The organism is Saccharopolyspora spinosa NRRL 18395, from assembly GCF_000194155.1.
Taxonomy (GTDB): Bacteria; Actinomycetota; Actinomycetes; order Mycobacteriales; family Pseudonocardiaceae; genus Saccharopolyspora; species Saccharopolyspora spinosa.
On sequence record NZ_GL877879.1, the window covers coordinates 2,303,500 to 2,317,021 of the forward strand.

General features: G+C 70.4%; 15 protein-coding genes. 10 read left to right on the plus strand and 5 right to left on the minus strand.

All coding sequences use genetic code 11. The features are described from left to right. Window positions 1-30 precede the first annotated feature (30 nt). From SSPN_RS0129940 to SSPN_RS0129950, 3 genes are read left to right on the plus strand one after another with little or no spacing between them, the layout of a single operon-like run. Window positions 31-615: an RNA polymerase sigma factor gene (locus tag SSPN_RS0129940; protein WP_010312290.1), complete on the plus strand. Its 585-nt coding sequence runs from the start codon at window positions 31-33 to the stop codon at window positions 613-615. Beyond that, a complete protein-coding gene (locus SSPN_RS0129945) occupies window positions 612-1,085 on the plus strand; it encodes a hypothetical protein (protein WP_010312292.1) in 474 nt (157 codons plus the stop codon). The genes SSPN_RS0129940 and SSPN_RS0129945 overlap by 4 nt, the downstream gene beginning before the upstream one ends. Continuing rightward, window positions 1,082-3,703: a CHAT domain-containing protein gene (locus SSPN_RS0129950; protein ID WP_029535852.1), complete on the plus strand. Its 2,622-nt coding sequence runs from the start codon at window positions 1,082-1,084 to the stop codon at window positions 3,701-3,703. Before SSPN_RS0129945 ends, SSPN_RS0129950 begins: the two co-directional genes overlap by 4 nt. A gap of 166 nt (window positions 3,704-3,869) precedes the next feature. Here the strand turns inward: SSPN_RS0129950 and SSPN_RS0129955 are convergent, their stop codons facing one another. Next, on the minus strand, window positions 3,870-5,039 hold the full coding sequence (locus SSPN_RS0129955; protein WP_029535853.1) for a pyridoxal phosphate-dependent aminotransferase: 1,170 nt from the start codon (window positions 5,037-5,039) through the stop codon (window positions 3,870-3,872). Between the two features lie 365 nt (window positions 5,040-5,404). Between SSPN_RS0129955 and SSPN_RS0129960 the strand changes: the two genes are divergently transcribed. Beyond that, window positions 5,405-6,634 carry a DUF445 domain-containing protein gene (locus tag SSPN_RS0129960; RefSeq protein ID WP_029535854.1) on the plus strand — a complete coding sequence of 410 codons (1,230 nt, stop codon included), beginning with the start codon at window positions 5,405-5,407 and terminating at the stop codon, window positions 6,632-6,634. Window positions 6,635-6,697: 63 nt separating this feature from the next. Here the strand turns inward: SSPN_RS0129960 and SSPN_RS0129965 are convergent, their stop codons facing one another. Beyond that, window positions 6,698-7,243 (minus strand): CGNR zinc finger domain-containing protein, encoded by a 546-nt coding sequence (locus SSPN_RS0129965; protein ID WP_010312303.1) that lies wholly within the window; start codon window positions 7,241-7,243, stop codon window positions 6,698-6,700. A gap of 340 nt (window positions 7,244-7,583) precedes the next feature. Between SSPN_RS0129965 and SSPN_RS0129970 the strand changes: the two genes are divergently transcribed. From SSPN_RS0129970 to SSPN_RS0129995, 6 genes are all read left to right on the plus strand, one after another. Beyond that, window positions 7,584-7,967 (plus strand): VOC family protein, encoded by a 384-nt coding sequence (locus SSPN_RS0129970; protein ID WP_029535855.1) that lies wholly within the window; start codon window positions 7,584-7,586, stop codon window positions 7,965-7,967. Window positions 7,968-8,058: 91 nt separating this feature from the next. Continuing rightward, window positions 8,059-8,463 (plus strand): helix-turn-helix domain-containing protein, encoded by a 405-nt coding sequence (locus SSPN_RS0129975; protein WP_010312308.1) that lies wholly within the window; start codon window positions 8,059-8,061, stop codon window positions 8,461-8,463. Window positions 8,464-8,468: 5 nt separating this feature from the next. Next, window positions 8,469-9,098 (plus strand): hypothetical protein, encoded by a 630-nt coding sequence (locus SSPN_RS0129980; RefSeq protein WP_010312311.1) that lies wholly within the window; start codon window positions 8,469-8,471, stop codon window positions 9,096-9,098. A 49-nt stretch (window positions 9,099-9,147) separates the two neighbouring features. Further along, on the plus strand, window positions 9,148-9,432 hold the full coding sequence (locus SSPN_RS0129985) for a DUF2516 family protein (RefSeq protein WP_010312313.1): 285 nt from the start codon (window positions 9,148-9,150) through the stop codon (window positions 9,430-9,432). Between the two features lie 38 nt (window positions 9,433-9,470). Next, window positions 9,471-10,166 (plus strand): alpha/beta fold hydrolase, encoded by a 696-nt coding sequence (locus tag SSPN_RS0129990; protein ID WP_237710787.1) that lies wholly within the window; start codon window positions 9,471-9,473, stop codon window positions 10,164-10,166. A gap of 42 nt (window positions 10,167-10,208) precedes the next feature. Further along, on the plus strand, window positions 10,209-10,757 hold the full coding sequence (locus SSPN_RS0129995) for a YbaK/EbsC family protein (protein ID WP_029535856.1): 549 nt from the start codon (window positions 10,209-10,211) through the stop codon (window positions 10,755-10,757). 34 nt (window positions 10,758-10,791) lie between these two features. On the opposite strand, the gene SSPN_RS0130000 is transcribed toward SSPN_RS0129995, so the two are convergent. The 3 genes from SSPN_RS0130000 to SSPN_RS0130015 all read right to left on the minus strand — a co-directional run bounded on the left by SSPN_RS0130000 (window position 10,792) and on the right by SSPN_RS0130015 (window position 13,489). Then, window positions 10,792-10,977, minus strand: coding sequence for a DUF397 domain-containing protein (locus SSPN_RS0130000; protein ID WP_010312318.1), 186 nt, complete (start codon window positions 10,975-10,977; stop codon window positions 10,792-10,794). A 733-nt stretch (window positions 10,978-11,710) separates the two neighbouring features. Then, window positions 11,711-12,583 (minus strand): formyltetrahydrofolate deformylase, encoded by an 873-nt coding sequence (gene purU, locus SSPN_RS0130010; protein WP_010312320.1) that lies wholly within the window; start codon window positions 12,581-12,583, stop codon window positions 11,711-11,713. 165 nt (window positions 12,584-12,748) lie between these two features. Further along, a complete protein-coding gene (locus SSPN_RS0130015) occupies window positions 12,749-13,489 on the minus strand; it encodes a maleylpyruvate isomerase family mycothiol-dependent enzyme (protein ID WP_010312321.1) in 741 nt (246 codons plus the stop codon). Window positions 13,490-13,522 lie beyond the last annotated feature (33 nt).

Sequence of the window (13,522 nt, forward strand, 5' to 3'; positions counted from 1 at the left end):
AAGATCGCGAACGGTGAGAGGTGCTTGGTCGTGCACGAGATCGGGGAGGACGGGACGTCCGCGGTGCTGCTTCGCCGTGCGGCGGCCGGTGATCAGGGGGCGTGGCGGGAACTGGTGGATCGCAACGCGCCGGTGGTCTGGGGCGTGTCGCGGGCGTTCACCGCGAACACCGCGGACGCCGAGGACATCTACCAGGCAACCTGGTTGCTGCTGGCGGAGAACCTGGGGCGGCTGCGCGAACCGGAGTCGTTGTCCGGGTGGCTGGTGACCACCGCGCGGCGGGAGTCGATGCGATTGCGCCGGGCGCGGCAACGGGAATCGCCGGTCGGGCTGGATTCCGGTGACCTCGGGCCGCCGGACTACGCCGAGGATCCGGAGCACAAGGTGCTGCGGGCGATGACGAATTCGCGGCTGGCGCAGTCGTTCGCCCAGTTGCCGCAGCGCTGCCAGCAGTTGCTGCGGGTGCTGGCGGTCGCGCCGGAGGCGAGTTATGCGCAGGTCAGCCAGGCCCTGGGGATGCCGCGCGGGACGATCGGGCCGAAGAAGAGCCGCTGCCTGGCGGAGTTGCGGCGACGCATGCTGGCCGCCGAGGTGCCGGAGGAGGTGGCGGGATGATCCAGCGGATTCCTGCGGAGCTGCGGGGGTTGCGCGACCTGTTCGAGTCCTGCGACCCCATTCCTGAGCAGGCCCTTGCGGGCGCGTACGCGGCCGTGGCCCGGCGCTCGCAGATCGAGGACCCGGTGGTGTTGAAGCTCGTCGGCGACTCGGCGGAGTCGCTGGCCAGGGTCCGGTCCGGGCAGCCGGAGCCGCGGGTGCTGACCTTCGCGATGCCCGGACGGGTGCTGGAGGTCGACCTGGTCCCGACCGTGGACGGTCTGTACCGGGCGTCCGGGATGGTGCTCAACCGGGCGGGTCAGGCACCGCCGGTAGGCGAGGTCGCGCTTCGCCATCCCGCCGGGGAATGCGCGGGTTCCCTGGACGAGCACGGCGCTTTCCGGGTGGCCGACGTGCCTCGCGGTCCGCTCAGCGTGGTGTTCCGACCGGTTCGGTCGGCGCCCGCCGTTGCCGATTGGTTGGTCTGTTGAGCGCCGGGACGGCGGTGGCACCGCCGGATGCGATCACTGCGGCGCTGTGGTGGCGGGATAACGCCGACGCAGCTCCGGAGACGGCCATGCGCAAGGCAGAGCAACTGCTGTCGGACACCGGTGACGCCGAACTCCGGGTGCTTGCCCGGCACATCGCGGCGGTGGCATCGGTGGAGCGCGGCCGGGTCCGGCAGGCGCGGCGGCACGCCCGCCTCGGGCTGGCCGCAGCGAACCGCGCTGGGAAACCGGAGCGGGCCGCGCAGCTGCGGCTGACGCTCGCGTGGATCGAGTTGGAGCGAGGCGCGACGGGTGAGAGCTGGGCGCACCTGGTGGCTGCCGAGCCGCTGCTGCCCGCGGCGGACCGGGCGCGGGCGGCTTGCCTGCGCGGACTCCTGCACTGCCAGGGCGGTCAGCACCGCGAGGCGCGAGCGGAGCTGACCCGGTCATTGCGGAGCCTGCCGGCGGATGACGATCGGCGCTGGATGGCGAACGCCTTGCTGGGGCGAGGGCTGGCGAACCTGTACACGAACAGGTTGACCGCTGCGGAGGCGGATCTGGCCGCCGCAGAAGAGGTTTTCGCCTCGGACGGCCGAACCGCGCGGGCGGCGGCCTGTCGGCACAACCGCGGTTGCGTCGCGTTCCGGGCCGGTGATCTGCCGCGGGCGCTGCGGCTGTTCGAGGAGGCGGTTGCCGCCGGGCTGGACGTCAAGTCGAACCCGGAAGCGCTGGTGGACCGCGCGGAGGCACTGGCGGCGGCCGGGTTGATCGGCGAGGCGCGGGCGACGATGGAGCAGGCGGCCGACCGGCTGGTCGCCTGCGGCCGGGCCGGTCAGCTCGCCGAAACCAGGTTGGCGCTGGCCGGTTGCGCGCTCCGGGCTGGCGACGTGGTCGCCGCTGCGGAGGCCGCCGGTAGCGCACGGCAGCTGTTCCGCGTGCAGCGACGGCCAGCATGGGCGGCGTTGGCGACGGCCATCGGGTGGCAGGCGAAGCTGCGCGGGGGGCAGTGCTCGCGCTACGCGCTCGGAGCAGCGCGGCGAGCGGCTGCCGCGTGCGAAGAGTTCGGGTGGATCGGGCCTGCGGCGGAGTTGCGGCTCACGGCTGGTCGGTGCGCTGCACAAGCCGGGATGCGCACGTTGTCCCGCAAGCTCCTCGCGTTGTGCGTTCCGCTGCGCGACGAGGTCGCGGCGCCTCCGCAGCACCGTGCGTTGGGGTGGTTGGCCGCGGCCTTGCTGGCCGATCATGACGGGGATCCGGATCGGGTGTTCGAGGCGTGCCGGGGCGGGTTGCAGGCCGTGGACGGCCAGGCGGCTGGCATGGCGGCCTTCGAATTGCGCGTGCATGCGCTCGGTTTGGCGGGCGAACTGGGTGACACCGCGATTGGGGCCGCACTGCGAATCGGTGATCCGCGATTGGTGCTGCGCTGGACGGAGCGGTCGCGGTGTAGCGCGCTGCACCGTCGGGTGCTGCAGCCATCGGCGGATCCGAGGCTGAACTCGGCATTGGTGCGGCTGCGCGCTGCGGTGCTGGAAGCGCAGGGCAGCCGTGATCCGAAGCGGGCGTTGGGGACGATCGCCGAGCTGGAAGAGCAGGTGCGCCACCGCGCGATGCTGGTGGGAGGTCGCACCAGCGGGCTGCGGGTCCCGGGAGGCGTCGACGACGTCATAGCGGAGCTCGGCGATTCCGTGCTGCTCAGCCTCTTCGCCCGCGGCGATCGAATGTTCGCGATATCCATTGTGGACGGTGATGTTCGGCTGCACGTGCTGGGCCCGGTGGCGAACGCGGAGGCTCACACGGCCCGCCTTCGGCACCTGCTCGCGCGGCAGGCGATGGGCGTCGCGCGGCACGCAGTGCCGATCTTCGAGACCGGTGTCCGCCGCGCGGCCGAGGAGTTGCAGGCGCAGCTGCTTGCGCCGGTGCTGCCGGCGCTCGAACGAGGCCGGTCGCTCGTCGTGATCCCGACGGGGTGCCTGCATGTGCTGCCGTGGGCGGCGTTGCCCGCGTGCCGTGGGCGCAGCGTGACCGTGAGCCCGTCGCTGCGGTGCTGGCTGCGCGGTGCATCGGATGCCCGGTCCGCGGATGGGGTCGGTGCACCGGTGTGGGTGGCAGGCCCCGGGCTGGACCACGCCGAGCGGGAGGTCCAAGGGCTGCACGCGGTCGCGGGCGGGCGGCTGCTGGTCGGCGCCGACGCAATCTCGAAGCGAGTGCTATCCACTGTGGACGGGGCGGGGGTCGTGCACATCGCCGCGCACGGCCGGTTCCGGGACGACCAACCGCTGCTGTCCTGCCTCGACCTCGCCGACGGTCCGCTGTACGCCTACGACCTGGACCGGCTGCACCGCGGCCCGACGACGGTGGTGCTCTCGGCCTGCGACGTGGGTCGGTCGGCGGTCAGCCGAGGTGATCAGCTCAGCGGCCTGGCGACGACCTTCCTCGGGCGCGGCACCGCGACGGTGATCGCCAGCGTGGTGCCGGTCCCGGACGAGCGCACGGCCAGCGTGATGGTGTCGCTGCACCAAGCGCTCCGCGAGGGCCGCCCGGCGGCTGCTGCGCTGGCCGGGGCTCAAGCGGAACACGGCGAAGCCGGATTCGTCTGCCTCGGATACGGAGGTGATCGATGACAGCAACCGACCACCTGAGCTGAGGCGCTCACCCAACTCGCCTGATCGGGAAGCCTGCTACGCACTGCGAATCGGAGCCGCGCCCCGGCACCGCCCCAGGACGTCGGGCGACCCCTCCCATGCCGCGTGGCTACGGCCCAGGGAGCCGGGAGGTACTTCGGTCGCGTCAACGGAGCTTGTGGAGGCGGCGGATCGCTTCGTTCAGGACCTCGTCGCGCTTGCAGAAGGCGAACCGCACCAGGTGCTTGGCGTCTTCCGGGTTGTCGCAGAAGACCTGCACCGGGATCGCGGCGAGCCCGATCCGCTCCGGCAGCGAACGGCACAGTTCCGCGCCGTCCTCGAAGCCGAGTGGCCGGACGTCGGTGCAGACGAAGTAGGTGCCCTCGCTGGCGAGCACGTCGAAGCCAGCCTCGGCCAAGCCCTCGGCGAGCCGGTCCCGCTTGCGCTGCAGGTCCTTGCGCAACCGCTCGACCCAGTCGAGCTCGTTGCGCAGGGCGTGCGCGACCGCAGGTTGGAACGGTGCGCCGCCGACGAAGGTCATGAACTGCTTCGCTGCGCGCACGGCGGCGACGAGTTCGGCCGGACCGCAGATCCAGCCGATCTTCCAGCCGGTAGCGCTGAAGCTCTTGCCGACGCTGGAGATCGACAGCGTCCGCTCGGCCATGCCGGGCAGGTTGGCCAGTGGGTGGTGCTCGCGGCCGTCGAAGATCAGGTGTTCGTAGACCTCGTCGGTGATGGCGATCACGTCGTTCTCGCGGCAAACCTCGGCGATCACGGCGAGCTCGGCATCGGTGAACACGGTGCCGGTCGGGTTGTGCGGCGAGTTCAGCACCAGGGCGCGGGTCTGCGGCCCGACGGCGGCGCGCAGCGCCTCGACGTCGAGCTCGAAGCGGTGGTCGGGGCCTTGCCGCAGCGAGACGGTCCGGCGCACGCCGCTGGCCATCGCGACGGCGACCGGATAGGAGTCGTAGTACGGCTCGATGAGCACGACCTCGTCGCCGGGCTCGACCAGGGCGAGCATCGCGGCGGTCAGCGCCTCGGTCGCACCGACGGTGACCAGCACCTCGTCCTCGGGCCGGTGCTCGACGCCGTAGCGCGCCAGGCGGTGCTCGGAGATCGCGGCCCGCAGATCCGGTTCACCGGCGCCCGGCGGGTACTGGTTGACGCCGTTTGCGATCGCCTCCTGCGCGACGCGCAGCATGCCCTCGGGGCCATCGGTGTCCGGGAAGCCTTGACCGAGGTTGACCGCCCCGGTCCGCCTGGCGAGCTCGGTGATCTCGGCGAAGATCGTGGACGTGAAGGGCCGCAACCGGCTGGTGAGGGCAGGACTACGCACGCCTCCAGAGGGTAGTCGATTCTTGGCCATGTCCAGACCTCTTTGGCCGATGCCGGTAGCGGAACCTCACAGCGCGGGCTTGTGCGTGGACCGGGGCTGTCCTCGCCAGGCGACCTCTGAGAACCCGCTGACGGTGCGAGTTGCGAGGACGGGCCAAGCGGCCGTGCCGCTTGCGGCTGCCTCTGACGTGCCGCGTTCCGCGTCGCGGTGGCGGTCATGCGCGTGTTGGAAGGGACTGCTGATCGCGTCCTCCCAGCTGCGCATCGCTCGTCTCCGTGTGCCGGTGCGAGGTGATCGGGGCGGACGGTTTCCGGCGTGTCCGGTTCGGGCGGCTTCGGTGGTTTCCGGACACTGCCACAATCGGTATGTGCAGCCGACAAGCCGTTTCCGACAGTGACAAGCGCCGTGGTCTGCGGCGGATGAAGGCGGTGGCCGGCGGATTCCTGCTGGAGGAGAGCGCCGGCGCCGGAGCCTGGGCGGGGTACGTGCAGGCCGCCGCCGAGGCGGGCATGGTCGGCGCGCTGGCGGACTGGTTCGCGGTCACCGCGCTGTTCCGGCGGCCGCTGGGCCTGCCGATCCCGCACACCGCGATCATCCCGACCCGCAAGGACATGATCGGCCGCAGTCTCGGTGACTTCGTCGGCTCGAACTTCCTGGCCGAGCAGGTGGTGCGGGACAAGCTGCGCCGCGCGGAGGTCAGCCGTCGACTCGGCGGCTGGCTCGACGACGCCGACCACGCGGAGCGGGTCACCTCGGAGCTGGCCACCGCGGTGCGCGGCGCCGTGCAGGTGCTGCGGGACGAGGACGTGCAGGCCGTGCTTGAACAGGCGGTCGTGCGCAAGGTGCTTTCGCAGCCCTGGGGGCCGCCGCTGGGCCGGCTCCTCTCGCAGGTCTTCGTCGACGGCGCGCACCACAAGCTCGTCGACCTGATCTGCGACCGGGCCTACGACTGGGTGCGGGACAACCACGAAACGGTGCTGCGGGTGGTCAGCCAGCGCGCGCCGTCGTGGTCGCCGAAGTTCTTCGACACCATCGTGGCCGACAAGATCTACGCCGAGGTGCTGTCGTTCGCGTGGGCGGTCAAGACCGACCCGGAGCACTCGATGCGCAAGGCCGTCGACCGGTTCCTGGTGGAGTTCGCGGCGGACCTCCAGCACGACCCGAAGACGATGGCCAAGGCCGAGCAGATCCAGCAGCAGGTGCTGGAGCACCCGGAGGTGCAGAACCTCGTCTCCTCGGCGTGGGGCACGGCGAAGAAGATGCTGTTGGACGCCGCGGAGGACCCGTCGAGCGAGCTCCGGGTCCGGGTGCGCGAAGGACTGCGCTCGCTCGGCCGCCGGTTGGTCGAGGAGCGGGAACTGCAGTCCAAGGTCGACGGTTGGCTGGAGGGCGCCGTGGTCTATGTGGTGTCCAACTACCGCGACGAGCTGACCACGCTGATCACGGAGACCGTGGAGCGTTGGGACGGGCAGGAGACGTCCCGCAAGATCGAGCTCCAGGTCGGCCGGGACCTGCAGTTCATCCGCATCAACGGCACCGTCGTCGGTGCCCTCGCCGGCCTGCTGATCTACACCTTCTCCCAGCTGATGCTCTGAGAACCGACCTCAGCCGAGGAAAACGGCCCGTTCGCCCTACGGCGAGCGGGCCGTTTTCGCTGTTCAGGCGGTGGTGTGGCGTTCCCGCCAGGAGCGGGCCTTCTCGCGGTTGCCGCACACGCGCATCGAGCACCAGGTCCGGGAGCGGTTGCGGGAACGGTCGTAGAACGCCCAGAGGCAGTCGTCGGCCGGGCAGATCTTGATCCGATCCCACCGCCCGGTGTGCACCAGGCGGGCCGCCGCGACGAGCACGCTGCCGATTGCATCGCCGCCGGTCAACGTCGGAATGCCGTTGTGCAACCGGACCTGCACGGGCCAAGCCGTTTCGAACACCGCATGCGGTCGGACGCCGCAGGACACCGCTGTGCGCATAGCGTTGCGGATCTCGCGCGCCGCATCTACGCCGGGGGCTTTGCCGAGATCCTGGTCGATGCACCACTGCTGCCACTGCCCGGGATCGTCGAGGATCTCGGTGCACTTCTCGGCGTCGCAGGTGTTCAGGAAGGCCAGGACCAGCGCGATGTCGTGGTCGAAGTCGAGTTCGACGCCGTCCGGATACGACGGGCGATCCACCTCCGGAGCGACAGCTCTGCTGTTCACGAACACCATCGTAAGCCAATAGGGGGTTGTGCCGGGTCGCTATAACCAACATAATCACGACACCGGTTAGTAACCTGTAAACGTGTTTGAGAGGTTAGCAATGTGGCGATGAATCCGATCCAGGTCGATCCGTTCGGGTATTCCGCGAGCAGCCGAGAGCTGACCGCGAGGGCTGTCCGGGGTGCCGAGATCGACCGGGCGCTGCGCGAAAGGGGCAGGCGCCGCCCGGAGTGGCTCGACCGTTCGCCAACCGGTGGGCCTCGGCGACGGAGGCGCTGCGGTCCGGCGCTGCGGTGGACCCCGGTCCGGCTCCGCGCGGTTGTTTCAACTGATCACGAGAGGGATGACGATGACGACGACCTTGCGATTGGCGGCCTTCGCGATCGACTGCCCGGACCCGCGGGCGCTGGCCGGCTTCTACGGGCGGTTGCTGGGCTGGGAGCTCGCCCCCGGGGCCGGTGACGACTGGGTCGAGCTCGTGGATCCGGCCGGCGGCGCGGCACTGGCCTTTCAGCGCGACCCGGGCTACCGCCCGCCGACCTGGCCGAGTCGGGATGTGCCGCAGATGATGCACCTGGACATCAGGGTGCAGGCGCTGGCGGAGGGGCACGAGCGGGCGATCGCAGCGGGTGCGACGCCGCTGCCGCAGCCGCCCGACCAGCAGGGCGCGAGCTTCCGCGTCTACGCCGACCCCGATGGTCACCCGTTCTGCATGTGCGCCTGCGAGGAGTGAGCGCGCTCTCCGGTCAGGGGCGCAAGCAGTCTGCTTGCAGGAGCTAGCACTTGTGGTTATCGTCGTTGGTGACCGGAGAGGTGCTAGCCCGATGGAACGTGTGGACAAAGCCGTCAACAAGGCCGTGAACCAAGCGGTCAGCGACCTCGGCAGCTACATCCGGACGCAACGCAACAACGCTCAGATCTCGTTGCGGCAGCTGGCGAAGCTCGCCGGCGTGTCGAACCCGTATCTGAGCCAGGTGGAACGCGGGCTGCGCAAGCCGAGCGCGGAGATCTTGCAGCAGATCGCCAAAGGGCTGCGGATCTCCGCCGAAGCGCTCTACGTGCAGGCCGGGATCTTGGAGCGCCGCGAGAGCGGGCCGGTGGTGGACGCGATCCTCGCCGACCAAGAGCTCAGCGAGCGGCAGAAACAAGTGCTTCTGGACATCTACGCCTCGTTCCGGCGGGAACACGAAACCGCGGCGGACGGGGACACCGAGCAACCCGAGGAGTAACCGCCATGCCGGCATTCCCGAAGACCGAAGACGTGACCAAGGTGCGCGAGCAGGCCGCGCAGGCCCTCGGCGAAGCCGTCGAGCAGGCCCGCACCCCGCTGCTCGCCGCGCTCGGCGCCGGCGACCTCGCCGCCCACGCCCTGCTGGAGGCGGTCAACAAGGTCCGCAGCCAGCTCAACGATCGCGCCGAGGCCGCGCGCCAGGAACTGCCGGGCGACCTCGGCGAACTGCGCGACAAGCTCGACCCGGCCGAGTTGCGCAAGCGCGTCGACGCCTACAGCCAGACCGCGAAGCAGCTCTACGAGTACCTGGCCGAGCGCGGCGAGGAGACGCTGCACCGGCTGCAGGACCAGCCGCAGGTCAAGAAGGTCTGGGACCAGGTCGGGACCGCGCAGGGCAAGGTCGAGGAGACCGTCGACGAGGTCCGCGACCTGGCCGACGACGTGCTCGGCAAGGTCAGCCGCCCATTCGGCAAGGCCGAGGAAGCGCCCGCCAAGGAGCCCAACGCCGCCCCCAAGGCCGCGGAGGGGCCCGCGGCGAAGAGCACCACGGCCACGAGGACCACTGCGCGCAAGACCACGACCAAGTCGACCGCCGCGAAGAAGTCCTCAACCAGCGAGCCCACCAAGAGCTGACCGTCCGACCGGGTGCCCGCGGCCCCGGCGACCACGTAGGGTAGACGGCGTGGAGCTGGCGCTTTGGATCCTGACGATCATCTGGATTGCGGGCATCCCGGTCGGGGTATTCGCTTTCGTGCACGCGGCGTTGCAGCGCGCGGACGCTTTCACCGCCGTTGACAAGCTGAACAAGCTGGCCTGGATGGGCATCACGGGTGCCGCCGCGCTGGTGCTGATCTTCAGCGTGCAGGGCCCGTACACGATCATCTGGATCGCTGGGCTAATCGCTTCACTGGTCTACCTCGTCGACGTCCGGCCCAAGGTGAAGGAAATCCAGGGACGGTCCTGGTAGTGGGGGCTCGCTGGGCGGCGCACGGCCGCGGTGCCCCGGTGACGCTCGTCGTGCACGGGCTGGGCGCGACCGAAGGCGAAGCGCGCATCCCGGCCTCCGGTCTTCCGGGGACGCGCGTCGTGATCACGCTGCCGGGCCACGGCAACGCTTCCGATGCGCCCCCGGGCTACTGGAACTACGCCTCGGTCGCGGCAGACGTCCTCGCCGTGGCTAATGAGGTCGAGGCGACCCGTGCCGTCGGTGTCTCGCTCGGCGCGGGCGCATTGACCCGCATCGCCGCGGATCATCCGGGCCGTTTCGAGCGGTTGGCGCTGCTGCTGCCCGCCGCGTTGGACCGGCCTCGTGAAGTGGCGGCGACCTGGGCGTTCGAGCGGCTTGCGGCCGCGGTCGCCGATGGACCTGAGGCGCTGCGCGAGATCGTGGCCGCTGACATCCCCGCAGGTATTGAAGTCGGCGACTACGTCGACCGCCGGGCCGAAGCGTTGCTGCGGCTCGAAGACGCGCTTCACGAACTGCCGGAGCAGGTCCCGGTCCCGGACCCCGCCGCGCTGGCCGCCGTCCGGTCGGAGGTGCTGGTCATCGGCGCCACCGACGATCCGCTGCACCCGGCCGAGGTCGCCAAGGCGGTAGCCGCGGCCTTCGTCCGGGCCCGGCTGGAGATCCTGCCCTCGCCCGCGCCGATGCTCACGCATCGCCGGGAGCTGCGCCGCCTGCTGGCGGACTTCCTGCGCTGAACCCGCGTCCGACGGGTTCGGGCGGGTTCGTATTGTCGGGGCATGGGTGTTGATTGGTCTGTGGCGGCCGGAACGCTGGACGTGAGCTCGGCGCTGGAGCACCTCGAACTGCTCGCCGAGCCGGTTGCGGCGGCGGTGCGCGAGCTCGACGACGAACGGGTCGGGGTCACCGAGATCGACCCGGAGCTGGCGGACACCGCCGCGTTCTGCGAGCAGTACGGCTCGCCCCTGGAGCTGTCGGCGAACTGCGTGGTCGTCGCGGGCAAGCGGGCCGGCGAGGTGCGCTACGCCGGGTGCGTCGTGCTGGCCACCACCCGCGCCGACGTCAACGGCGTGGTCAAGCGACGGCTCGACGTGCGCAAGGCGTCGTTCGCGTCGATGGACGACGCGGTTCGTCTCAGCGGCATGGAGTACGGCGGGATCACGCCGTTCGGGCTGCCCGCCGACTGGCCGATCCTGGTGGATCCCGAGGTGGCCAAGGCCCCGGCGGTGGTCGTCGGCAGCGGGCTGCGCCGCAGCAAGATCATCACGCCGGGCGAGATCCTGGCCCGGCTCCCGGGAGCGGAGATCCTGGTGGGCCTAGGGCGGTGACGCTCGTGAGTGGTAATTCCGGTTCTTACCGGAATTACCACTCACGCCCCCTGGAAGCCCCGCCCTTGACGGCGGCGACGAAGTCGGCCCACCGAGCCCGGGAAGCGGTCAGCACGGGACTGTCGTCCCCAAGCTTCGAATCCCGCATTCCGACGACAACCTGCCCGACCTCGACGCAGCTCCCGTTCGCCGCCGAGCAGCTCGACTTGTGCCAGCCCACTTCGACGCAGTCCTGGGCCCCGTTGCTGCGGCTAGATTTCGCGCCAGATCATCTCGTCCGAGCCACGCAACTTTGATCACTCCTTGGTAAGTGCTTCGATCTCGCGGTTGACCAGGGCCAGTGTGTCTCTGTCACTGAGCGCAGTTCCGCGCAACCGGTCGAAAACCAGGCTATATGCGCGGAGAGTGGCCGTCACCGCCTACTGCGGGGTGGAAGCCGGCGCGGGGGAGTTGCACGATCGGTCCGAAGTGGACTGGATACGCGAGGAGTCGTGCATGCGTTGCTGGCGAATCCTCGCCGACCGCGACAGGGCTGGATTTTCCTTATATCGCAATCGATTTCGGAAGAAAACTCTCATTTTCTGGCTTCAGCTGGCCACTTTCGTCCTCTTCAACCTGCTGATCCTGGCCATGCTGGCTGGTCAGTCGCGTTCCGGTGCCCAGGTTCTCGCTGTCCGCAGCCCAACACGCCGGAGGCGGCGAAGGTGGGTACACCGTCTGGCACCTGATCGCTGACGTCGAAGCCGAACGCCGCGCCGAGCGGGAGCCTCCGCCCATACCGGCGTTCTTGACGCGCGACCCCGACGAGCCCACCGGCCGACACCACCTGCGCACCTGACCAACGCCCCCCCAGACCGGGCCGCTACGGCGGCCCCATCCCCCGACCCCGCCGTAGCGGCCCAACCCCGGTGGCCGGGCGCCGGCCTCCCCTCCCAGGGCGCCCGGTCACCGGATCAGAAGACGACGGTGCGGCGGCCGTGGACCAGGACCCGGTCTTCGAGGTGCGCGCGCAAACCCCGGGCCAGCACGAGTTTTTCGGCGTCGCGGCCCTTGCGGACCATGTCGGCCACGTCGTCGGTGTGGTCGACGCGGATCACGTCCTGCTCGACGATCGGCCCGGCGTCGAGCTCTGCGGTCACGTAGTGGCAGGTCGCGCCGATGAGCTTCACGCCGCGCTCGTAGGCCTGGTGGTACGGGCGGGCTCCGGCGAACGACGGCAGGAAGCTGTGGTGGATGTTCAGCGCCCGACCGGCCCACGCCCCGCACAGCTCGGGCGGCAGCACCTGCATGAAGCGGGCGAGCACGATCGCGTTCGGGTCGTGGTCGTCCACCAGCTTCCGGACCTCCTGGAACGCCGCGACCTTCGCCTCGGGGGCCTTGGGGAACGGCACGTGGTGGAACGGGATGCCGTGCGCCTCGGTGATCGGGCCGAGGTCCGGGTGGTTGCCGATCACCGCGCGCAGGTCAACGTCGAGCTCGCCGGAGCCGATGCGGCCGAGCAGGTCGTGCAGGCAGTGGCCTTCCTTCGACACCAGGATCACCACGCGCCGCCGCTCGCCGGTGTCGGCGACCCGCCAGTCGGTGCGGCTGCCGAGTTCGTCGGCGACGGTGGCGAAGCGGCGCCGCAGCTCGTCGATGCCGAACGGCAGCGAGTTCGCCAAGACCTCCTGCCGCGTGAAGAACCAGCCGGTGTTGATGTCGGTGTGGTAGCCGGCCTCGACGATCCAACCGCCGTGCTCGGCGATGAAGGTCGCGATGCGGGCGACGATCCCGGTGCGGTCCGGGCACCCCAGGCTGATGACGAAACGACGCTCGGAAGGACTCACGGTCGGTCATTATCGCAGGTAGCAAAGGCCGTACCGGCAACCGGCCGAACCGTGGCACACCCACTGGGATGCACTGTTTCACCTGGTCAGGTGCTATGAGCGCGTTCGGGTGCCCGAGCACTTGACAGCACTCGCGGCGCCAGCGGCGGAGATGGTGCTCCGATGTCAGAGACCGGTGGTGAGGGCTGCGAGGGCGGCGTCACCGGTGACCAGGGCCGTGCTCGGGCGGCCCCAGACCCGCCGGTACACCGCGTCCGCGGTGCCCGCCACCGTCGCGTCGACCTCCAGTGCGGCGTCCGTCGGCGCCCCGGCCAGCGGCGGCAGGCCCGGCCGGTACTCGACCAACCACGCGCGGCCAGCGTCGGGAGCGTGGTAGAGCACCCTCCCCTTGCTCTCCCGCTCCGCCCAGCTGGACACCTGCAGCAACACGGTCAGCAGCTCGTCGATGCCGTCGGCGGCCAGCTCCGGATCGAAGATCAGCTCGTGCACGTGGTCCGGGCCGAGCCCGGCGAGCGCGTGCTCCGCGTCGAGCCGGTGGATCGCCGTCTCGTGCGCCATCCGCCGGGCCCAGGCACGGGGGGTGCCGCCGGGGAAGAACGCCCGCACCGGGCGATCGGGGTCCGAAGTGGACAGTTCGTGGAGCAGGGCCGCCAGCTGGTCTTCCCACCAGGCCAGCGCGTCGTCGAACTCGGCGGGCGGACGTGGGGGTTGCGGCCAGTCGCTGTCCGGTCCCAGCGCCAGCGAGAGGCGCGCCATCGCGTACGGCCGGGCGAGGTGCCGCACGAGCTTCCGGACGTCCCAGCCCGGGCAGGTCGGCACCTCGGCGTCGGGACCGGCCTGCATGACGGCGCTGCGGAACGCGGCCGCCTGGTCCTGGAACGCGCGAATGTGGAAGTCGCTATCCATGCCCCAACCGTAAGAGCTCCGAGCGTGATCGGA